A 21,088-nucleotide genomic window follows, 5' to 3' on the forward strand; every position below is an offset into this window, starting at 1 on the left:
GAGCATGGCTGTCACCCTTGGCGCTACCAGGACCCTCGACCCGACCATGGTCGAACGTGTCGCCCGGCAGGTGGTCTCGTCCGGCAAGACCCAGGAGATCATCGCGCCGTTCACCGGCGAGGTCCTCGCCGAGCTGCCCATCTCCACCGCCGACGACGTCCGCGCCGCCCACGCCCGGGCCCGCGAGGCCCGCGCCGCCTGGGCCGCGCTGCCCGCCGCCGAGCGGATCCGGCCCTTCCTGCGACTGCACGACGCCATCCTCGACCGGCGCGAGGAGATCCTCGACGTCGTGCAGTGGGAGACCGGCAAGGCGCGCAGGCACGCCTTCGAGGAGGTCCTCGACGTCGCGGGCTGCACGCTGTACTACGCGCGCCGGGCCCCCGGCCTGCTGGAGACCCGCCGCCGCGCGGGCATCTTCCCCGTCGCGACGAGGACCTTCGAGGCGCGCAGGCCCAAGGGGACCGTGGCGCTGATCTCGCCGTGGAACTACCCCCTCTCGCTCGGCGTCACCGATGTCGTCCCGGCGCTGCTCGCGGGCAACACCGTGGTGCACAAGCCCGACACCCAGACCGCGCTGTCCACGCTGTGGACGATCGACCTGCTGGTCTCCCTCGGCATGCCCCGGGACATCTGGCAGGTCGTCCTCGGTGAGCCCGCCGAGATCGGCGACCCGCTGCTCGACGGCGCCGACTACGTCGCCTTCACCGGCTCCACCCGGGGCGGCCGGAAGATCGCCGAGGCGGCGGCCCGGCGGCTGATCGGCTGCTCGCTGGAGCTCGGCGGCAAGAACCCGATGCTCGTGCTCGACGACGCCGACCTCGACGTCGCCGCCCAGGGCGCGGTCCGCGCCTGCTTCACCAACGCCGGGCAGCTGTGCATCTCCGTCGAGCGGCTCTACGTCCACGACGCCGTGTACGACGCCTTCACGGAGCGGTTCGTCCGCCAGACGAAGAACATGCGCCTGGGCGCGGGGCTCGACTGGAGCGTCCAGATGGGCTCCCTCACCTCCCGCCGCCAGCTCGACGCGGTCACCGCCCACGTGGACGACGCCGTGGCCAAGGGCGCGGTCGTCCTGGCCGGCGGGAAGGCCCGGCCCGACCTCGGTCCGCTGTTCTACGAGCCGACGATCCTGGCGGACGTGGACGAGACCATGAGCCTGTGCCGCGAGGAGACCTTCGGCCCGGTCGTGTCGCTCTACCGCTTCACCGGCGAGGACGAGGCGGTCGAGCGGGCCAACGACACCGCCTACGGCCTCAACGCCTCCGTCTGGACGCGCGACGTCGCCCGCGGCCGCGCGCTGGCCGCCCGCATCAAGGCCGGAACGGTCAACATCAACGAGGGGTACGGCGCGGCCTACGCCTCCTACGACGCGCCCATGGGCGGCATGAAGTCCTCCGGCCTCGGCCGCCGTCACGGCGCCGAGGGCCTGCTGAAGTACACCGAGGCGCAGACCGTCTCCAGCCAGGCGACCTGGATGGGCTTCGAACCGATCCTCGGCATGACGTACGACAGGTACGCCGACACCCTGGCCGGGCTGCTCAAGGCCATGAAGCGGCTGCACCTGAAGTAGGAGGGCGGGCCGCGCACGGAAGGGGGCGGCCCGGTCCGACGCGCCGGGCGTCCCCCTGTCACGTCGGGCGTCCCCCTGTCACGTCGGGCGTCCCCCTGTCACGTCGGGCGTCCCCCTGTCACGCCCCGAAGGGAATCGCGGAATGTTCAACTACGACGTGCTCGTCGTCGGCTCCGGGTTCGGCGGCGGCGTCGCGGCGCTCCGGCTGACCGAGAAGGGCTACCGGGTCGGGGTGCTGGAGGCCGGGCGGCGGTTCGACGAGGACACGCTGCCGAAGACGTCCTGGCGGGTCCGCGACTTCCTGTGGGCGCCGGCGCTCGGCATGAAGGGCATCCAGCGCATCCACGTGCTGCGCGGCGAGAAGGGCACCGGCGTGATGGTCCTGGCGGGCGCCGGGGTCGGCGGCGGCTCGCTCGTCTACGCCAACACCCTCTACGAGCCCCTCGACCCGTTCTTCCGCGACCCCCAGTGGGCGTCGATCACCGACTGGAAGGCCGAGCTCGCCCCCTACTACGACCAGGCCCGGCGGATGCTGGGGGTGACGGTCAACCCGACCGTCACCCGCGCCGACGAGATCGTCAGGAAGGTCGCCGACCGGATGGGCGTGGGCCACACCTTCCACCCGGCGCCGGTCGGGGTCTTCTTCGGCCGGCCCGGCGTGGAGGTGGACGACCCCTACTTCGGCGGGGCCGGGCCGCGCCGCCGGGGCTGCACCGAGTGCGGCGAATGCATGACCGGCTGCCGGCACGGCGCCAAGAACATGCTGACCAAGAACTACCTCCACCTGGCCGAGAAAGCCGGTGCGAGGATCCACCCGGAGACCACGGTCACCTCGGTCCGCCCGCTGACCGGCGGCGGCTACCGGGTCGAGGTCACCCGGACCGGGACGCCGTGGCGGCGCCGCACCCTCACGGCCGGGCAGGTGGTCTTCGCGGCCGGGACGTACGGCACGCAGCGGCTGCTGCACCACCTCAAGGCGTCCGGCGCGCTGCCCGGCCTGTCGGACCGGCTGGGCACGCTGACCAGGACCAACTCCGAGGCGCTGCTCGGGTTCGAGCGGCCGGCGGGCAGCCCGGGGGAGAAGCTCAACCGCGGGGTGGCGATCACCTCCTCCATCCACCCCGACGAGCACACGCACATCGAGCCGGTCCGCTACGGCGACGGCTCCAACGCGATGGGCCTGCTGCGCTCCCTGCTGATCGACGGCGACACCGGCGACGGGGGGACGCCGCGCTGGCGGAAGTTCCTCGGCGAGGCGCTGCGCCGGCCCCACCTGCTGCCGAGGCTGTTCGACCACCGCCGCTGGTCCGAACGCACGATCATCGCCCTCGTCATGCAGGCCAAGGACAACTCGATCACGCTGTCCGCCCGCCGGGGCGTGTTCGGTCGGCGGCTGCGCTCCGGGCGCGGCCACGGTGAGCCCAACCCGACCTGGCTGCCGGCCGGGCACGAGTTCGCCCGCCGGGCCGCCGAGGAGATCGGCGGCATGCCCGGCGGCTCCTGGCTGGACCTGTTCGACATCCCCGCCACCGCGCACTTCCTGGGCGGCTGCGTCATCGGCGCCGACGCGGGCAGCGGCGTGATCGACGCCTACCACCGCGTCCACGGATACGACGGCCTGCACGTCGTGGACGGCTCCGCCATCTCGGCCAACCCGGGCGTCAACCCCTCACTGACCATCACCGCCCAGGCCGAGCGGGCCATGGCCCTGTGGCCCAACCGGGGGGAGGCCGCCCCCGGCCCGCGCCGGGCTCGCCGTACACGCGGATCGCGCCGGTCGCGCCGCGCGACCCGGTCGTCCCCGAGGCCGCCCCCGGCGCGCTGCGCCTGCCGATCGTCGCCGTCACCTGACGGCCCGCGCGGTCCGTACGGAACCTGCCGGTCCGCGGACGGAACGGTTTCGTCCGGATCGCGGTGTCAGGCGGGCACGTTCCGCGGTGCCCCAGGGCCGGTCCTGACCGTCCGGTTCTCAGGAGACCGCGTGGCAGAGACGCGCGCGGTCCTCGGCGGGGAGCCGGCGCTGAAGACGGTGCGCGCGGATCAGCGAGTCCGCGACCTCGCACACCCGCGCGACCTCCACCTCCATCGGGGACACTTCGGCCAGACGGTTCTCATGCAGCCAGGTCACCACCTCGGCCCACGACCAGAGGCTGACCCGCGGGCGCCGTACCTTCGGTGCGGGGAACCCGCCGGGTCCCCGGCGGCCGGCGGCCCAGTGGTCGGCGGTGGCAAAGCTTCTCCCGGTGCGCTCCGCGATCTCGGCGAGCGTCACCAGATCCTCGCTGGCACCGGTGATCTCGACACCGGCCGCCCGGCCCTGGGCGATCGCGGAGGCGACCGCCTCCACTGCCGTGGAGGACTCCCGATCGAACGAGGCGACACCGGGCCCGCCCTCGCCGGGGTCCAGTGACACGGTGGCGTCGTCCCACCCCGCTTCGTACAGGGCGTCGATCATCTCCTCACCCGCCGGAGCCGTGAAGTGCAACTCGAAGCTGTAGACGGTCATCGACACCGTCCTCCTTCCGCCATGTCGTCCTCAGACGTGTGCGGGCAGTGGTCGGCGAGACGGCGCAGGCGTCTCGCATGAACTTCTGGTGACCGTGGCGTCGACCAGATCGAAGTCGGCGGTCTGCATCCGTCCTGCCCTCCGGGACAGCGGGCGCGCCCCCACGCATGACCTTCCGCCCTCTCTATGATCCACCCTCTCGCGATCATGTAATCGATCGCGGCCCGTATCTCCTTGCTGGGGTGCCGGTCCATGTAGAGATAATGCTACATCATGTTGAGTTAATTCTACAGAACGGGAAACCGCTCGGTGAACGGCTCATGGACGCCCTCCCGGGAAACCGGTCGCGGTTGGTCATCCGGTGCCGGGTGACCCAGTATTCCGGTGTGACGTGGGATGTGGAGGAGTTCGTGCGGGCCGCCGCGGCGACCGTCGAGGAGCTGGCCGCGCACGTGGACGAGAGCCGGCGGGGCCTGACACCGGTCCTGGGCCGCCGCCCGCCGTACGAGCTGGCCGAACGGCTCGGCCTGGCACGCTGGATCCGCGAGGGCGGGATGACGCCGGAGAGCCACGCGGAGTTCCTGGCGGCCTACCTCGCGGAAGGGAGCCGGCCGCACCACCCCGCCTCCCTCGGCCACCAGATCGCCGCCCCCGACTTCCCCGCCGCGCTCGCCGACCTCGTGCACGGCGTGACCAACAACCCGATGGCGGTCTACGAGATGGGCGCGGCGGCGGCGACCGTCGAGTTCGAGGTCGTGCGCTGGATGCTCGGCAAGGCCGGCTTCGGGGAGACCGGCGGCGGGGTGCTCACCCACGGCGGGTCGCTGGCCAACCTCACCGCGCTGCTGGCCGCCCGCGCCGCCGCAGCGCCGGACGCCTGGGCCGAGGGGATGCCCGGAGACCTCGCGCTGCTCGTGCCCGAGGCGTCCCACTACTCGCTGGCCCGCGCCGCCGCGATCCTCGGACTGGGGGAGCGGGCCGTCCTCCCGCTGGACGCCGACCCGCTCGGCCGGATCGACGTCGCCCGCCTGCCCGCGGCCCTGGACCGGGTACGGCGGGCGGGCCGGCGGCCGATGGCCCTGGTGGCGAACGCCTGCGCGACGGGCACCGGCCTCTACGACGACCTGCGCGGCGTCGGCGGGTTCTGCGCGGCCAACGGGATCTGGTTCCACGTGGACGGCGCCCACGGCGCGTCGGCCCTGCTGTCGGAGGGACACCGGCACCTGCTCGACGGGATCGAACTGGCCGACTCGCTGATCTGGGACGCGCACAAGATGCTGCGCACGTCCGGCCTGGCCGCGGCCGTGCTGACCCGGCGCCGGGACGACCTGGACGCGGCGTTCCGGCAGCGGGCGAGCTACCTGTTCTACGGCGCCCAGGACTTCGACTCGGCCGGCCGGACGGTGGAGTGCGCCAAGGCCGCACTGGGCCTGAAGATCTTCCTCAACCTCGCCTGGCGGGGCGAGCGGGGCCTCGGCGAGTACGTCGCGGGCCGGTACGCCACCGCCCGCCGCCTGTGGGAGCTGGGCCGGGAGCGGCCCGGGTTCGTCTTCCCGTACGAACCGCAGAGCAACATCGTCTGCTTCCGGTACGGCACGGGCGACCAGGCGGCGATCCGCGAGCGCCTGATGGCGGACGGCTCCTTCCACCTGACCTCGGCCGAGATCGGCGGAGTCCGTCACCTGCGGGTCACGGTCATGTCCCCGTCCACGGACGACAAGACCCTGGAGGCACTTCTCGACCGGATCGCCGGGACGGGGGACCGGACGGCCTGACGCACCGTGAACCGCGAACGGCCGTCGCCACAAAGGAGGGACAACAATCGATCATGGCGATATGGCGGGATCCCAGAGGTTCTCCGCCGTACCGCCATGATCGATATGCCGTACGGCGGGGCAGGACGAGTTCGGCCGAGCCGCCGGGGCGGTGGGTGCCGAGGCCGTGAACCGGGCGAGCGCTCAGGCCGGGGCGGTGAGGCGGTGGCGGACCCAGACGTTGGGCTCGACGTAGACGGCGTGGTCCTGCTCGACGTCGCAGTGGACCGGGGCGAGGGCGCCGGGCACCTCGACCGGGCCGCTGACGTCGAAGGGCAGGCCGGTCCACTCGCGCCACTCGGCGAGCGTGCCGGGCACCGTCATCGAGCGCGGCGCGACCTTGACGATCGTGCCGCCCGCGCGCACGTGGACCCGGAGCCACGGGTCGGCCGGCAGGCCGTCGGGACGGGTGCGGGCGGCGTACTCCGCCATCGGGGTGCGCGGCTCCAGGTGCTTGGCGTTGGGCCGTACCGGGGCCAGCAGCTCGCCGAACCCGAGGCGGGCGGCGTTGTCGCGCAGGGCGGCCAGCATCACCGGTGACAGGCCGGTCCCCAGACGGTCGGGACGGACGGTGATCTCCAGGGCGGACACCGTGTCGGGCTCGCCGCCGGTCAGCCGGGTGTGCCAGGCCCGCAGTATCGCGGTGTCCCACCCACCGTCCGGCAGCTCGTCACGGGTCCGGGTGAACGGCACGCTCATCGCCTTGGCCACGAGCCGCCCCGGCTCGTCGTCATCGTCGGCGACCAGCACGAACTCGGCGTACTCCTCGACGACCTCGTAGAACGGCGACGCCATCGGATCGTGGAACATGAACTCCGGCCAGGAGCTGGGCATGTCCGACAGCGCGTCGCGAAGGTGGGGACGCTCGGCCAGCGTGGTGATGTGGAGGGGCACCGGCGCATCCTCCCACCGCCGCCCCGCGCCGCTCGACCGCTTTTCCGCTTTTCCGCGGGCCGCCGGAAGGCCGCGCCGGGAAGGCCGCGCCCCCGTGCCGCCCGTCGCGGGGGCGCGGCCCACGCCGCGCGCCCGCTTCCCGGCGGGTCGCCGACGACGGCGGGCGTCCGCGCGGCTCCCGGTTCGGGGCTCGGCGTGGAAGGTCGTCTGGGATAGCTTCGCCTACATGAGTGAACTCGACTCCCGCCTGCGTGCGGTGTGCGACATGGCCGTGGCCGAGTCCCGGGAGGCGGCCGGGCGGCACGAGTACGACGGGATGGTGCAGGACCTCTCCCCCGAGGGGGTGCGCGCGGGGCTGGCCGCGCTCGGGAAGGGGGCGCCGCCGGACGACCCGCACGACGCCGCGCACCTGGAGATCTTCGAGGCGGCCACCCGGGCCGCGTTCGGCGAGCTGGAGCTGCACCGGCGCAACCCGCTCGCCCACCTGAACAACCTCGACCTGGCCTGCTACGACCGGGAGTACGCCCCGGAGGCGGAGCGGACCGCGGCCAGGCTCGCCCACCTCGCCCGCTGGCCCGAGGCGGTGGAGGGCGCGATCGCCTCACTCGACCGGCTCAGCGCGCCGGTCGCCGGCGCGCTGCTGGGGGCGGTGCGCGGCCTGGCGGCCGGGGTACCGGAGGACGCGGACGAGCCCGTGCGGGAGGCGGCTCTCAAGGCCCACGCCCGGCTGGTGGAGCACGTGGAGGAGGCGTCCCGCTCCGGCGACCCCGACGCCTCGCTCGGCGCCGAGGGGCTGGCCCTGCTGATGGGCTCGGGTGACGGCCTGCCGGTGGACCTCGGCGCCCTCGCCGCGCGGGCCGACGCCGAGCGCGACCGGCTCATGGAGCGCCTCACCGAGTCGTGCGCGAAGCTGGACGCGGCGGGCCGCCCCCCGCTGGAGACGGCGCGCGAGCTGATCCGCGACCACCCCGGCATCGACGGCGTGATGGACGCCGCGCGGACCGGAGCCGAACGGGCGATCGCCTTCACCCGGGAGAAGGACCTGGTGCCCTACCACGACGGCGAGTGCCTGGTCGGCCTGGCGCCCGAGTCGCGCCGCTGGGCCATGGCGATGATGTGCTGGGCCGCGTCCGGCGAGCCCGACGGCCCCTCGTGGTACTACATCACCCCGCCGGAGCCCACCTGGCCGGAGCGCGACATCGAGGAGTGGCTGGAGGTCTTCAGCGCGACCACGCTGCCCGCGATCAACGTGCACGAGGTCGCGCCGGGGCACTTCTCCCACGGCCGGGCCCTGCGTCACGCGCCCTCCGACGTGCGCCGGACGCTCATGTCGCTGGCGTTCGCCGAGGGCTGGGCGCACTACGCCGAGGAGCTGTGCGTCGAGGAGGGCTTCGCGCCCGACGACCCCCGCTTCGAGATCGGCGTGTGGCTGGAGGCGCTGATCCGGGTGACCCGGCTGGCCTGCGCGATCGGCGTGCACACCGGCTCGATGACGGTCGAGGAGGGCGCCCGCCGCTTCGAGGCCGACACCCACATCAGCGGTCCGGCGGCGATGTCGGAGGCGGCGCGGGCCACCTTCGACCCGACCTACGGCCGCTACACCTGGGGCAAGCTGGAGATCCTCGACCTGCGCGAGCGGGCGCGGGCGGCCTGGGGCGCGGAGTTCTCGCTCAAGCGCTTCCACACCGCCATGCTCGACCTCGGCTCCCCGCCGCTGGGCCTGTTGCCGAACATCCTCTGAGCGTTCTCCGGAGGCTCTGCGGAAGTCCTCCGCCGGACCGCCGCGGGCCCGTCGTGAGACGCGACCCGCGGCGGTCCGCGCCGCCCCGTCCTTCCCGGCATCCCATACGGTCTCCCGGCACCCGTACGGTCTCCCCGGAGCCGGAGCCGGAGCCGGAGCCGGAGCCGGAGCCGGAGCCGGAGCCGGAGCCGGAGCGCCGTACGGCTTTTCCGGCCCCCCGAAGTCTCTTTTCCGGTCCGTCGCGGATGCATTGACGAGCGCCGATAGACTGAAGGCACCGCTGTGGTTTCTTTGGGGGTCTTGGTGTCTGATTTCGACACGGTCCTGGTCGTCGACTTCGGCGCGCAGTACGCGCAGCTGATCGCGCGACGGGTGCGTGAATGCCACGTCTACTCCGAGATCGTCCCGAGCACGATGCCGGTCGAGGAGATGCTGGCCAAGAAGCCCAAGGCCGTCATCCTGTCCGGCGGCCCCTCGTCGGTCTACGCCGAGAACGCCCCCGCCGTCCCCGCGGGCCTGTTCGAGACCGGGGTGCCGACCTTCGGCATCTGCTACGGCTTCCAGGCCATGGCCCAGCAGCTCGGCGGCACGGTGGCCCGCACCGGTCTGGCCGAGTACGGCGGCACCCCGCTGGAGGTGCGGCAGGAGGGCGTGCTGTTCGCCGGGCTGCCCGTCGCGCAGGCCGTGTGGATGTCCCACGGCGACAGCGTCTCCGCGGCCCCCGAGGGGTTCGTCGTCACCGCCGCCACCGCGCAGACGCCGGTCGCCGCCTTCGAGAGCCCCGAGCGGGGCCTGTACGGCGTGCAGTTCCACCCCGAGGTGCTCCACTCCGAGCACGGCCAGGCGGTGCTGAAGCGCTTCCTCGACGCGGCCGGCTGCCGCCCCTCCTGGACGATGCTCAACATCGTCGAGGACGCCGTCGAGGCGGTCCGCGCCCAGATCGGCCCGGAGGGCCGGGCCATCTGCGGCCTGTCCGGCGGGGTCGACTCCGCGGTGGCCGCAGCCATGGTGCAGCGGGCCATCGGTGACCGTCTGACCTGCGTCTTCGTCGACCACGGCCTGCTGCGCAAGGGCGAGGCCGAGCAGGTCGAGCGCGACTTCGTCGAGGCGACCGGGGTCAAGCTGCGCGTGGTCGACGCCCAGGAGCGCTTCCTGAAGGCGCTCGACGGGGTCACCGACCCCGAGGAGAAGCGGAAGATCATCGGCCGGGAGTTCATCCGGGTGTTCGAGGACGAGCAGCGCGCCATCCTCGCCGACGGCCCGGTCGACTTCCTGGTGCAGGGCACCCTCTACCCCGACGTGGTCGAGTCCGGTGGCGGCACCGGCACCGCCAACATCAAGTCCCACCACAACGTCGGCGGCCTCCCCGAGGACCTCCAGTTCACGCTGGTGGAGCCGCTGCGCACCCTGTTCAAGGACGAGGTCCGCCGGGCGGGCGAGGAGCTGGGGCTGCCCCCGGCGATGGTCTGGCGCCAGCCGTTCCCCGGGCCGGGGCTCGGCATCCGGATCGTCGGCGCGGTCACCCACGAGCGCCTGGAGATCCTCCGTGAGGCCGACGCCATCGCCCGCGAGGAGCTCTCCCGCGCCGGGCTCGACCGGGAGATCTGGCAGTGCCCGGTGGTCCTGCTGGCCGACGTCCGCTCGGTGGGCGTCCAGGGCGACGGCCGCACCTACGGCCACCCGATCGTGCTGCGCCCGGTCTCCAGCGAGGACGCCATGACCGCCGACTGGTCCCGCGTCCCGTACGACGTGCTCGCCCGGATCTCCACGCGGATCACCAACGAGGTCCGCGAGGTCAACCGCGTCGTCCTCGACGTGACGAGCAAGCCGCCGGGCACCATCGAGTGGGAGTAGACGAACACGGCGCGGCCCCGCGGAAGAACGGTCTTCCGCGGGGCCGCGCCGTGTTCGCCGTCTAGAGGGCGGGGACCCGGTCGAGGAAGCCGTGGACCTCCCGGATCCGGCCATCCCCGGTCAGGACCGCGACGTCGAAGCCGACCACGATGGCCTCGCCGCCCTCGGGGCCGAGGTGCCAGGTGAAGCGGGCCACGTCGTGGTGGGCGTCGACGTCGCCGGCGAGGGTGAAGACCATGCCGGGGAACTGCCCCTGGACGGCGGTGATGACGGCGTCGATCGCGTCGCGGCCGGTGACGTCGGCGAGCGGGTCCACGTAGCGGGCCTCCTCGGCCCAGATGGTGCCGATCTCCGCGCGGCGCTCGGCGGCGTCGGTCATGTTCCAGGTGGCCAGGTAGCGCTCGACCAGCTTGGCGACGTCGTTCATCTCGTTCTCCTTCGTGTTTCCCGCGGTTGTCCTCGCAGGTCACAAAGTTACGGAGAACGGCGGATCGCGGAATCCGTCATGCACCGGTACTTGCCGGGACCGCTATCCGTCCGCCCGTCGGGCCGGCCTCCGGCCGCACCTGGGAATTGTGGGTTTTTATCCTTTTTCTGACCGGCAAGCCGGTAAGTTGGGACGGGTGTCAACGAGCGCCGCCCTTCCCCCGCCCCCGCGACCGACCTCCGGGGCCCGGCTCGCGTGGCTGGACGCGCTGCGCGGCCTGGCCGCCGTCGCGGTTCTGCTGGAGCACCTGCTGCCGTGGTTCATGCCCGCCCTGCGACCCTACTGGTTCAACCTCGGCATGTACGGCGTACTGGTCTTCTTCCTGGTCAGCGGCTACATCATCCCGGTGTCGCTGGAGGGCCGGGGTGACGTCCGGGCGTTCTGGATCGGCAGGGGGTTCCGGCTCTACCCGGTCTACCTGCTGGTCGCGGCGATCGTCCTGGTGATGGCGGTGTGGCTGCCGGTCCGCGAGCAGGTGCCGCGCGACCTGGCGGGCGTGCTCGGGCACGCCACGATGCTGCTGGACGTGCTCCACATGGGCGGCCTGGCCGACACCATGTGGACGCTCTCCTACGAGATGGTCTTCTACCTCCTGGTCACCGCGCTGTTCACCGGCGGTCTGCACCGCCGGAGCGGGACTCTGGCGGTGGGGTTCGGCGTCGTGGCGGTGGCGGCCGGGCTGGTGCTCTCCGCGCCGCTGCTGAAGGGATCCTGGCCCGCCTACGTGGCCGGCGCGGTGTTCGCCGTGGGGATGTTCTGCCTGATCAGCGGCAAGTTCCGGGTCACCGCCGCCTGGATGCTCGGCGTGACGGCCGTGCTGCTGACGGTCTTCAGCAGCTTCGTGCCGTGGCTGGGCGCGGCGATCCTGGCCGTGATGTTCACCGGGACCGCGATCCGCCGCTGGGAGCAGGGCTCCGGCCGGCTCTGGCCGGTGGCCGCGGCCACCGTACTGGTGGCGCTGGCCCCGGTGTGGTCGCCGCAGGCGGGCTGGTGGTGGGTCCAGCCCGGCGTGTGGTTCACCACGATCGCGCTCGCGGGGGCGACGTTCGCGGGCGCGATGGCCCTGCGCGAACGTCGCCTGCCCCGCTCGCTGGTCAGGCTGGGCCTGATCAGCTATTCGCTCTACCTCCTGCACCACCCCCTGCTGAAGGCCGTCTCGGCCGTCGCCGGGGACGTCCGGGCCATGCGGCCGGCGGTGCAGGTGGCGGTTTCGGTGGCGACCATCGCCGCGGCGGTGGTGCTGAGCCTGCTCACCTACCGCTACGTGGAGGTGCCCATGCAGCGGCTGGGCAGGCGGGTGGCCCGGAGATGGTCTCAGAGGCCGTCTTCGGGCGACTCGGCGTACTCGCCACCGCCGTCGAGCGGTGTGTCGGACGAGAGGTCGTCGTCCTTCTCGCTGCCGACCGGGTAGATGTCACCGGGCTTGAGGTCCTTCACGCCGCGCATGGCGGAGACCCCCACCATGTGGTAGCCCTGCTTCTTCAGCGCCGCGAGCAGCTTGGGCATCACCGTGACGGTCTGCGGGACCCAGTCGTGCATCAGGATGACGCCGTCGCGCTTGGCGTTCTTGAGCACCTCGTCGTAGATGGCCTTCTCGTTCTTGGTGGCCCAGTCGCGGGAGCCGCCGTTCCACAGGACGATCGGGAGTCCCATCTCCTTGGCGATCTCGACCACCCGGTTGTCCAGCTCGCCGTACGGCGGGCGGATCATGGCCGGAGCCTTGCCGGAGGCCTTCTTGACGACCTCGACGGTCTTGTTCAGCTCCTCGCGGATCCGGTCCTCGGACAGCTCGCGCAGGTGCGGGTGGGTGTAGCTGTGGTTGCCGATGTCGTGGCCCTCGGCGACCATCCGCTTGACGAACGCCGGGCGGGACTTCGCGTACTGGCCCTCCAGCATGAAGCTGGCCTTGGCGTCGTACTTCTTGAGGGTGTCGAGCAGCTTGTCGGCGTACTTGCCGGGGCCGTCGTCGAAGGTCAGCGCGATGCACTTGACCTTGGCGCAGTCCACCGGCGCGGGCTTCGGCTTGGGCGAGGGCTTGGCCGTCGGCGTGGGCGAGGGCTTCGGCGTGCTCGCCGGCTTCGCCGTGATGTCGGAACCGCTCCGCGTCGCGCTCCAGGCGACGGCCGGGACGGAGGTCAGGGCCAGCGCACATGACGTGGCCAGCAGCATGCGGACAGGAGACTTCATGAGGGGGCTCCGGGTCAAATTGACGTCGGTTGAATGGGAATCTTATCGAGGCTCCCGATGGCTTCTGGGGCCTATGCGTCACGATGTCCTGTGAAAAGCCTGGTTTTATGTCGCTGAATAAGTGTTTTGTGGTGGTTTGGTGGGCGGGCGCACCGGGAGACAACAGGCGGATGAGCCCGTCCCCGTCCAACGGCAAACTTGACAACTCATGCGGTCACGGCCGGGTATAACGGCCCGAACGGACCCCCGGCGTACCCGATGATGGGCACGGCCCCCCGCCCCGACGCGCTGGGAAGACGATGACGATCATTACGGTGGGGCCGCGTCCGGCCGGGGAGAGCGGGCCGGACGGCGGCGGGGACGGCGGGGGCGGCACGCCGGCCCGGGAGCGATGGTTCCCGCTCGCCTGCTACGCGACCGGCCAGCTCGTGCTGCTCGGCTGGTGGCTCGCCCTCCATCCCGGGCTGATGAGCCCCGACACCGTCTCCTACGTCCGGCACGTCACCACCGGGCCCTGGACCGCCACCCACTCGGTCGCCTACGACGCCCTGCTCCGGCTGTCACTGCGGGTCACCGGCGACCTGTCGCCGGTGACCCTCCTGCAGACGACGGCCATGTCCGCCGCGCTGGCCCACCTCGCCGGCGCCCTCAGGCCGTACGGCCCGCGCCGGCGGTGGCTGGTCGCGGCGGTGGGCTGCGCGGCGCTGCTCCCGCCACTCGGCGCCTTCACCGTGACCATGTGGAAGGACGTGCCGTTCACGATCTGCGTCCTGTTCGCCGCCGGGACGGCCGCCGGGATCGCGGCCCGGCCGCGCGCCGGGACCCGGCACGGAGACGGAACCCCGTCGGGAGCCACGGTCCCGGACGGCGTCCCGGCCCCCGCCCGCCCGCGCCCGCGCGGCGGGGGCTGGGACCCCGCCTGGCCGTCCTGGGCGCCGAGCTCCTCGGGGCGGGCCTGTTCCGCAACAACGGCTTCGTCGTGGCGCTGATCGCCGCGGTCCTGCTGGTCCCGCTGCTGCCGGTCGCGCGCCGGTGGACCGCGGCGGTCGCGGCCGTCGCGGTGGCGGTGCCGCCGCTGCTGATGAGCAGCGGCTACCCGGCCCTCGGCGTCGCCCCGCCGCCGCGCGTCTTCGCCTACCAGACGGTCTTCGGTGACCTCGCCGTGGCCTACGCCGAGCGCCCCGGACTGTTCGACCGCGGGCAGCGGGAGCTGCTGACCGGGATCGCCCCGATCGGCACCTGGCTGCGCGGGGCGACCTGCCACACCGTGTCCCGCGTCTACTTCGACCCGGACTTCGACGGCCGGGAGGCGGAGCGGCGCGTCTCGGAGGTCATGGACCTCTGGCGGGGCCTGCTGGTCCGCGCGCCGGGCGTGATCCTGGACGCCCGGCTCTGCCGCGCCGCGCTCGCCTGGCAGGTCGGCTCGACCGCCGGAGAGCCCGGCGGGGAGCTCTACCGGTTCTCGCTGCGTGACCCGGTGCTCCCGCCCGGCTGGGAGGGCACCCCGGTCGCCGCGGTCATGCGCGGCCGGCCGCTCTCCGAGGGGCTGCGGGCCGCCGCGCTGTCCGCCCTGGACGCGGCCGGGGCCCACCGGCTCGAATGGCTGCTGTGGCGGGGAGCCCTCTGGTGCTACCTCTGTTACGCGACGGCCGCGCTGGCCCGGCGGCGCACCGGAAGCCGGGCGGTGGCCGCGGTGGCCGCCGTGGTCTGCGCCCAGCAGCTCGGCGTGCTCCTCACCAACACCGCCCAGGACTTCCGGTTCATGGTGACGCCGATCATCATCGGGGTGCTGCTGGTCCCCACGTTCCTGCGGGAGACGCGGGCCCTGCTGTCACCCCGCTGACCCCCGCTGACCCCGCGGGCGGCCCGCGCCCCGGTCCCTCCGGTGTACGGCGCGGCCCGCGCCCCGGCCCCCCTCAGCGGTCGATCTCGTCGAACAACGCCTCCCACCGGTCCAGGACGCGCGGCAGGAGATACCCCCGCATCCGCTCCCGGCCCCGGGACCCCATCTTCCGGCGCAGCTCCCCGTCCGACATCAGGCGTTCCAGCGCGGCGGCGAACCCCCGCGCGTCGCCCGGCCCGACCAGGAGGCCGTTGTCCCCGTCGGCCACGAGCGCGCGCACCCCGGCCGAGATGTCGCAGGCCACGGCGGGCAGGCCGCAGGCGGCGCCCTCCGCCAGCACCAGCCCCCAGCTCTCGGCGTCGCTGGTCAGCGTGACGACGGAGGCGCCGAGATACTCGGCCTCGACGTCCGCCACCTGGCCGCGGAAGACGATCCGGTCGCCGAGTCCCGTGGCGCGGGCCTGCTCTTCCAGGGCGGCCCGCACCGGGCCGTCGCCGACGATCCGCAGCTCCCACGGCTCGGCGGCGGACGGGGCCGCGGCGGCGAAGGCGTCGATCAGCAGGTCGATCCGCTTGGGCCTGACCAGCCGCCCCGCCGAGACGATCCGCGGGGCGCGGAGCGGGGCCGGCTCGTCCGGGAAGACGCCGACCGGGTTGGGCATGACCCCGCAGTTGGCGAGCCGGTGGCGGGTGAAGGCCGCGGCGTACTCCTCGCACAGGAAGAGGGCCTTGTCGTAGTGGGCGTAGTGCTTCCTGATCAGCCGCAGGTGCGGGGTGCCGGCCGCGTCCTCGTAGGTCTGGTGGTACTGGCCGATCATGGCGAGGTGCGGCATGGGCACGTCGGAGATCCAGTGGGCGGCCCACGGCGAGGCGACGACCATGTAGCCGCCGGTGACCTCCTCGGCCAGCCCGGCCAGTCTCCGCTTGGCGGCGGCCACCTCGTCCGGGGACCGCCGGGGCCTGCCCGCGCGCCGCGGGAACGGCAGCCGGCGGGCGGGCGCCTCCGGGGCGGGCGTGCCGTACAGCGTGACGTGCCGGTAGGCGGGGTCGGCGACGTAGGACTGCGGCTGCCGGGAGGGGTTGATGCTGACCAGCGTCACCTCGTGCCCGCGCTCGGCGAGCCCCTGCGCCAGGGTGTGCAGGACCCGCTGGGAGCCGCCCATGGAGTCCCCGTCGGTGCTGACGAAGAAGACGCGGCGCGGTCGTGCGGTGCTCATCGGGTGGCCTCCGGGAGGCGTGCGGTCCATCGAGCGGTCTGCGGAGGAGGCACGGTTCATCGGGCGGCCTCCGGGAGCCGGGGGGCTTCGAGGGATCGGGGGGCTTCGGGGAAGAACGCGTCCACGACCGCGCGGGCGGCCCGCCCGTCGTCCAGGGCGCACCAGCGGGCGCGGAAGTCCGCGTACCGCTCGCCGTACCGCTCGGTGACCGTGTCGAGCCGGTTCAGCGCGGCGACGAGCTCGCCGGGGTTGCGCAGCAGCGGTCCCGGGGCGAGCCGCTCCAGGTCGAAGCAGACGCCCCGCCGGTCCGTGGCGTAGTGCTCGTAGTCGTCGGCGTAGTAGAGGATGGGCCGCCCCAGGCAGACGTAGTCGAACATGATCGAGGAGTAGTCGGTCACCAGGACGTCGGAGGCCAGCATCAGATCGTTGACCTCGGGGTAGGACGAGGCGTCCCGGACGAAGTGGCCGAGCGGGTCCGGCACGGTGAAGCGGTCGAAGGGGTGGGCGCGCACCAGGATCACCCAGTCGCGGCCCAGCTCGGCGGCCAGGACCTGCGGGTCCAGCCGGATCGACTCCCCGCTGAAGCGCCGTTCGTCGCGGTAGGTGGGCGCGTAGAGGATCACCCGCCTGCCCTCGGGGACCTCGAAGAACTCCCGCGCCCGCCGCGCCCGCTCGCGCTGCTCGGGCTCGTCGTGCCGGACGAGCACGTCGGTGCGGGGATACCCGGCGTGCAGCGCCTCACCGGTGAACCCGCTGGCGTCGCCGAAGTCGCGGCGGAAGTCCGGGCCGGGGGTGAGCAGGACGTCCCAGCGCGCCACCGCCTCGGCGTACCTCCTGGCCATGGCCGGCTGGGCGCGCAGCCGGGGATCGTCCAGGCCCATCTTCTTGAACACCTGGCCGTGCCAGGTCTGCAGGTACCGGGTGGCCCGGCGCTTGCGGTAGCAGTACGGGAGGTTGTGGCTGTCCACCCAGTAGCGGGCGCGGGCCAGGAACCACGCGTGGCGGAAGGTGTTGCGCCTGACCAGTACGGCGTCGCGGGGGAAGTGCGCGGTGTCGCCGGTGTGCGACCAGACGACCCTGATCGGGGCGTCGCGCCGCCGTAGCTCCTCGTAGACGTAGCGGGGGTTGCCGGTGTAGGCGCCGCCCTCGGCCGACTCGAACACCGCCAGCCGCCGGTCCACCGGCGTCAGCGCGGCGGCCAGCCGGTAGAAGCGGCCCAGGTTGCGCGGGGTGGCCAGGCGCAGCGGGAGGTCCCGCCACAGCTCGGCCGCCCGCGCGAGCCGCCCCCGCCGGGGGGCCGGGCCGATCCGGCGCGCGGTCAGGCGGAACGGGACGTCGGCCGACGCCTCCAGCACCAGACGGCCGGCGGACAGGGTGCCGGTGGAGGTGAACGACAGGTCGGGGAAGGCCAGCACGGGCCGGGAGCAGGAACGCCCGCCCTCGGTGAGCGACAGCTCGACCGACTGGGGTTTCACCGCGTCCTCCGGCCAGTCCAGCGCGGACAGGTCGATCGTCACCTCCCACTCCCGTGTCCCGTCCGGCACGGATCCGTCCGGCGCGGATCCGGCGGGCGCGGGCTCACCGTGCGGCGCGGCCGGTTCGGACGCGGGCCCGCCGTACGGTGCGGCCGGTTCGGATACGGGCCCGCCGCGCGGCGCGGCCGGCACGGGTTCGGCCGGTAGCGCGGCGATCGTCCGTTTCCGGCCGCCGATCCGCAGCCGGGCGGTCGGCGCGCGGCCGTCGAGCACCCGGCCGGGGTCGTAGGTCCGCAGGCGGAGCCGTACCCGGTCGCCGGACGCCTCCAGGTCGGCGAGCTCGTGCCGGAGCAGCGCGGAGGCCAGCGGCTGCTCGCCCAGGTGCGACTCGGTGACGTCCAGCTCCTCGCGGCCCCGCTCGGTCGCGGGGACCGTCTCCCCCCAGAAGACGCGGGCGCCGTGCCCGGTGACGGTCCGGGGCGGGACCCACCTGCCGCCCAGCTCGACGGCGGCGACGGCGGCCTCCTCGTGGCGGCCCTCGCGCAGCAGCTGCACGCACACCCGCTCGGCCCGGCTCGACCGCCGGACGGCCGCCGGCTCCAGCGTGTCCACGTACGGGACGACGATGTCGGCGAACGCGGCGACCCACCCCGGGTCGCGCCGGGGCAGGTCACCGAGGTAGAGGCGCAGGTCGTGGGAGAGGAAGCGGAAGTCCTTGTCCTCCTTCAGGTCGAGGGAGCCGGTGGCGGCCAGCACCCGGTCGGTGAGCTCGGCCGCCGCGATCCGCTGCCGCACGTTCTCCAGCTCGTGCCGCCGGGAGGAGATCGACGTCGTCGCCGGGGCGGCGGCGAGCAGCCACCGGTAGACCGGCCAGGGGACGACGGCGAACAGCTTGCTGTGGCAGAACAGCTCCGTGGACCAGACGATGTCCTCGTGGTGGATGCCGGTGGGGAAGCGGATGCCGGTCGCCTCCAGGAAGGCCCGCCGGTACAGCTTGTTGGTGGCCAGGCAGTTGAACAGCAGCTCGGGCTCGGCGCGGACGCCGTGCACGACCCGGCGCTCGGCGAAGAGCCGGGGGTACCAGAGGGTGGTGTTCCCGGTCCCCTCGTCGACGCGCTCCACGGTGCCCATGACGAAGTCGGCGCCGGTCGCCTCGGCCTCCAGCAGCAGGCTCTTGCAGGCGTGGCGGGGCAGCTCGTCGTCGCTGTCGAGGAACATCACGTACGGCGCCGCCGCGGCGTCCATGCCCGCGTTGCGGGGGGCGCCGCAGCCGCCGCTGTTGGCCGGCAGCCGGATGCAACGGACCCTCGGGTCCTCCCGGGCGAGCGCCGCGACCACCGCCGGGGTGTCATCGCCGGAGCAGTCGTCCACGATGATCACTTCGAGGTTCTTGAGGGTCTGGCTGAGGACGGATCGTACGGCTCGCGGCAGCCGGGGCGCGTCGTCGTAGGTGATGACGACCACGCTGACGTCCGGAACCGTGGAACGCTGTGTCATGGATGCGAACTCCGGTCGGATGTAAGGGGGTTTGCAGGGGTCCGGCGGGCGTCCCGCCGCGCGGGGCCCGCCGCCCGCCCGGCGGAAGGGCCGGGCCGGAGACGGGGCGGAAAGCCCGGGACGGGCCGAAGGGCCCGGGACACGGCGGAAGCCACGGGAGGAGCCGGGGCCGCGGGGCGGATCACGGATGCGGGGCGGCCGTCTCCACCAGGACGGGGGCGGCACGGCCGGTGCCCGCGGGGGCGGCGCCGCCGCCGGAGGAGCCGGGGCCGGAGCGCTCCTCGTGGTAGTCGGCGTCGACGTTGACCTCCCACACGTCGTGCCGGGCGCCGTCGGCGACGTTCTCCACGGCCAGCATCGCGGTGAGCATCGAGTGGTCCTGGTTGTTGTAGCGGTGCATGCCGTTGCGGCCCACCGGGTGGACCTCCGGCCACTCCACGTCGAGATACTTCCTGATCGTCCCGACGTGGCCCGCGTAGCCGGCGTCGTAGACCGGGTACGCCTTCGGCATCCGCACCACGTAGCCCTGCCGGACCGCGCCGGGCGTGACCAGGCCCAGCCGTTCCAGCTCCCCGGTGCCGAAGGCCACGAGGTCGTCGTCGGGGGCGTCCCACAGGTCGTCGCCCTCGTTGACGAAGTACTCCAGGCCCAGGCACGTCAGGCCCTCCCGCACCAGGTAGGGCGACCAGGAGCCGTAGTTCTGCACGCGGCCCAGCCGTACCTCGGGGGAGTGGATGTAGATCCAGTTGTCCGGGAAGGAGAACCGCTCGGGCACCACCAGCGCGACCGTCAGGAAGTCGCGGTGCCGCAGGCCCGCCGCGGCCTCGGCCACGACGTCCGGCACGTCCGGGCCGAACGCCCGGACGAGGTCGCCGAGCGGCATGGAGGAGATCAGCGCGTCGCAGCGGACCTCCCGGCTGACGCCGCCGTCCATGACGGTGACCACCAGCCCGCCGGAGCCACGGCGCACCCGCCCGACCCGGACGCCGAGACGCACCGGGCAGCCCCGCTCGCGAACCCGCTCGGCGCAGGCCTCCCACATCATGCCGGGCCCCAGCCGGGGATAGCGGAACTCCTCGATCAGGCTGGTGACCTCGGTGCCGCCCCGGCCCGGCCGCAGCGCGGCGAGCACGGCCCGGCCCAGCGAGAGGTTCCTGATCCGCTGCGCCGCCCAGTCGGCCTGGATGCTCGCCGCCGGGACGCCCCACACCTTCTCGGTGTAGGTGCGGAAGAAGATCTCGTACAGCCGGCGGCCGAACCTGGCGGTGACCCAGCCCTCGAACGTCGACTGGTCGGCGGGCGGGCGCAGCCGGGCCCCGGCGTAGGAGGCCACGCAGCGCGCCGACTCCAGCGGGCCGAGGTTGCGCAGCGCGTTGGACGCCCGGAGCGGGTAGTCGAAGAAACGGCCGCCGTAGTGGATGCGGCTCATCCTCGGCCGGAGCAGGAAGTCCTCCTCGCCGAGGATCTCGTTCCAGAACTCCTCGACCCGCGCCACCTTCGTGAAGAAGCGGTGGCCGCCGATGTCGAAGCGCCAGCCGTCGCGCTCCACGGTCCGGCTGATCCCGCCGACCACGTGGTCGGCCTCGAAGACCTCACACGGCAGGCCCCGCCGGGTCAGCTCGTAGGCGGCGGTGAGCCCGGCGGGCCCCGCCCCCACGATGACTGTCGACTCCATGCGCTTCCCCCCGCGGACGATTTCCCCGTTCCCGGCCGTTTCCGGTTCCCCGTTCCCGGTCGATCCCGGCCGTTTCCGGCGACCGGCGGCCCGGCGAGTCGATCGTGTCGGACCGGGGGGCGATTACGGAGGGTCATCGCGACTTGCTAGGGAGTGTGCATTCCCAGCCTTGACCCGTCGCTGGGGAAGCGGTGCCTCCCCGTTGGGAGACGCCCGCGGCCACCCCGCCCGCCCGGCGGCCCCGCCGGACCCCGCGCGCGGCCGCACGGAGACGCGAGGGACGGTCAAGACTCGGTCAGCTCGTTCCATCGCGGCCGCATTCCGGTGCC

14 protein-coding genes and 1 pseudogene are annotated in these 21,088 nt (G+C 73.3%); 8 read left to right on the plus strand and 7 right to left on the minus strand.

Annotation, left to right across the window (positions count from 1 at the left end):
• Positions 1 to 4: 4 nt before the first annotated feature.
• Both ACQP10_RS05345 and ACQP10_RS05350 read left to right on the plus strand, forming a co-directional pair.
• A complete protein-coding gene (locus ACQP10_RS05345; RefSeq protein WP_179819613.1) occupies positions 5 to 1,570 on the plus strand; it encodes a succinic semialdehyde dehydrogenase in 1,566 nt (521 codons plus the stop codon).
• Positions 1,571 to 1,712: 142 nt separating this feature from the next.
• Positions 1,713 to 3,421: pseudogene (locus ACQP10_RS05350) on the plus strand (GMC oxidoreductase).
• A gap of 118 nt (positions 3,422 to 3,539) precedes the next feature.
• Here the strand turns inward: ACQP10_RS05350 and ACQP10_RS05355 are convergent.
• A complete protein-coding gene (locus tag ACQP10_RS05355) occupies positions 3,540 to 4,076 on the minus strand; it encodes a helix-turn-helix transcriptional regulator (RefSeq protein WP_386149065.1) in 537 nt (178 codons plus the stop codon).
• Positions 4,077 to 4,462: 386 nt separating this feature from the next.
• On the opposite strand from ACQP10_RS05355, the gene ACQP10_RS05360 reads away from it, so the two are divergent.
• The gene (locus tag ACQP10_RS05360) at positions 4,463 to 5,851 is read left to right on the plus strand and encodes a pyridoxal phosphate-dependent decarboxylase family protein (RefSeq protein WP_346021771.1); all 1,389 of its coding nucleotides are present in this window, start codon (positions 4,463 to 4,465) and stop codon (positions 5,849 to 5,851) included.
• 183 nt (positions 5,852 to 6,034) lie between these two features.
• Here the strand turns inward: ACQP10_RS05360 and ACQP10_RS05365 are convergent, their stop codons facing one another.
• Positions 6,035 to 6,784, minus strand: a complete 750-nt coding sequence (locus tag ACQP10_RS05365) for an N-acetyltransferase (RefSeq protein WP_433540971.1) — start codon at positions 6,782 to 6,784, stop codon at positions 6,035 to 6,037.
• A 226-nt stretch (positions 6,785 to 7,010) separates the two neighbouring features.
• Between ACQP10_RS05365 and ACQP10_RS05370 the strand changes: the two genes are divergently transcribed.
• Positions 7,011 to 8,525 (plus strand): DUF885 family protein, encoded by a 1,515-nt coding sequence (locus ACQP10_RS05370; protein ID WP_399500010.1) that lies wholly within the window; start codon positions 7,011 to 7,013, stop codon positions 8,523 to 8,525.
• Between the two features lie 282 nt (positions 8,526 to 8,807).
• Positions 8,808 to 10,379: a glutamine-hydrolyzing GMP synthase gene (guaA, locus tag ACQP10_RS05375; RefSeq protein ID WP_346021774.1), complete on the plus strand. Its 1,572-nt coding sequence runs from the start codon at positions 8,808 to 8,810 to the stop codon at positions 10,377 to 10,379.
• A 61-nt stretch (positions 10,380 to 10,440) separates the two neighbouring features.
• On the opposite strand, the gene ACQP10_RS05380 is transcribed toward guaA, so the two are convergent.
• Positions 10,441 to 10,806 carry a nuclear transport factor 2 family protein gene (locus ACQP10_RS05380; protein ID WP_433540972.1) on the minus strand — a complete coding sequence of 122 codons (366 nt, stop codon included), beginning with the start codon at positions 10,804 to 10,806 and terminating at the stop codon, positions 10,441 to 10,443.
• A 196-nt stretch (positions 10,807 to 11,002) separates the two neighbouring features.
• Between ACQP10_RS05380 and ACQP10_RS05385 the strand changes: the two genes are divergently transcribed.
• The gene (locus tag ACQP10_RS05385; protein ID WP_433540973.1) at positions 11,003 to 12,277 is read left to right on the plus strand and encodes an acyltransferase family protein; all 1,275 of its coding nucleotides are present in this window, start codon (positions 11,003 to 11,005) and stop codon (positions 12,275 to 12,277) included.
• Here ACQP10_RS05385 and ACQP10_RS05390 read toward each other — a convergent pair.
• Positions 12,181 to 13,053, minus strand: coding sequence for a polysaccharide deacetylase family protein (locus tag ACQP10_RS05390; protein WP_346021777.1), 873 nt, complete (start codon positions 13,051 to 13,053; stop codon positions 12,181 to 12,183). The two genes, ACQP10_RS05385 and ACQP10_RS05390, sit on opposite strands and share 97 nt — an antisense overlap.
• Before the next feature lie 299 nt (positions 13,054 to 13,352).
• On the opposite strand from ACQP10_RS05390, the gene ACQP10_RS05395 reads away from it, so the two are divergent.
• A complete protein-coding gene (locus tag ACQP10_RS05395) occupies positions 13,353 to 14,042 on the plus strand; it encodes a hypothetical protein (RefSeq protein ID WP_433540974.1) in 690 nt (229 codons plus the stop codon).
• Complete coding sequence (locus ACQP10_RS05400; RefSeq protein WP_433540975.1) at positions 14,033 to 14,896, plus strand: hypothetical protein; 864 nt, start codon at positions 14,033 to 14,035, stop codon at positions 14,894 to 14,896. The genes ACQP10_RS05395 and ACQP10_RS05400 overlap by 10 nt, the downstream gene beginning before the upstream one ends.
• Positions 14,897 to 14,969: 73 nt before the next feature.
• Here the strand turns inward: ACQP10_RS05400 and ACQP10_RS05405 are convergent, their stop codons facing one another.
• The 3 genes from ACQP10_RS05405 to ACQP10_RS05415 all read right to left on the minus strand — a co-directional run bounded on the left by ACQP10_RS05405 (position 14,970) and on the right by ACQP10_RS05415 (position 20,759).
• The gene (locus tag ACQP10_RS05405) at positions 14,970 to 16,112 is read right to left on the minus strand and encodes a glycosyltransferase (protein ID WP_399500007.1); all 1,143 of its coding nucleotides are present in this window, start codon (positions 16,110 to 16,112) and stop codon (positions 14,970 to 14,972) included.
• Between the two features lie 56 nt (positions 16,113 to 16,168).
• Entirely contained in the window at positions 16,169 to 19,084 is a 2,916-nt protein-coding gene (locus tag ACQP10_RS05410) for a CDP-glycerol glycerophosphotransferase family protein (RefSeq protein ID WP_433540976.1), read from the minus strand.
• 181 nt (positions 19,085 to 19,265) lie between these two features.
• Positions 19,266 to 20,759: an NAD(P)/FAD-dependent oxidoreductase gene (locus ACQP10_RS05415; RefSeq protein WP_433540977.1), complete on the minus strand. Its 1,494-nt coding sequence runs from the start codon at positions 20,757 to 20,759 to the stop codon at positions 19,266 to 19,268.
• Positions 20,760 to 21,088 lie beyond the last annotated feature (329 nt).

It is taken from the genome of Streptosporangium sandarakinum (genome assembly GCF_050942225.1).
GTDB lineage: Bacteria > Actinomycetota > Actinomycetes > Streptosporangiales > Streptosporangiaceae > Streptosporangium > Streptosporangium nondiastaticum.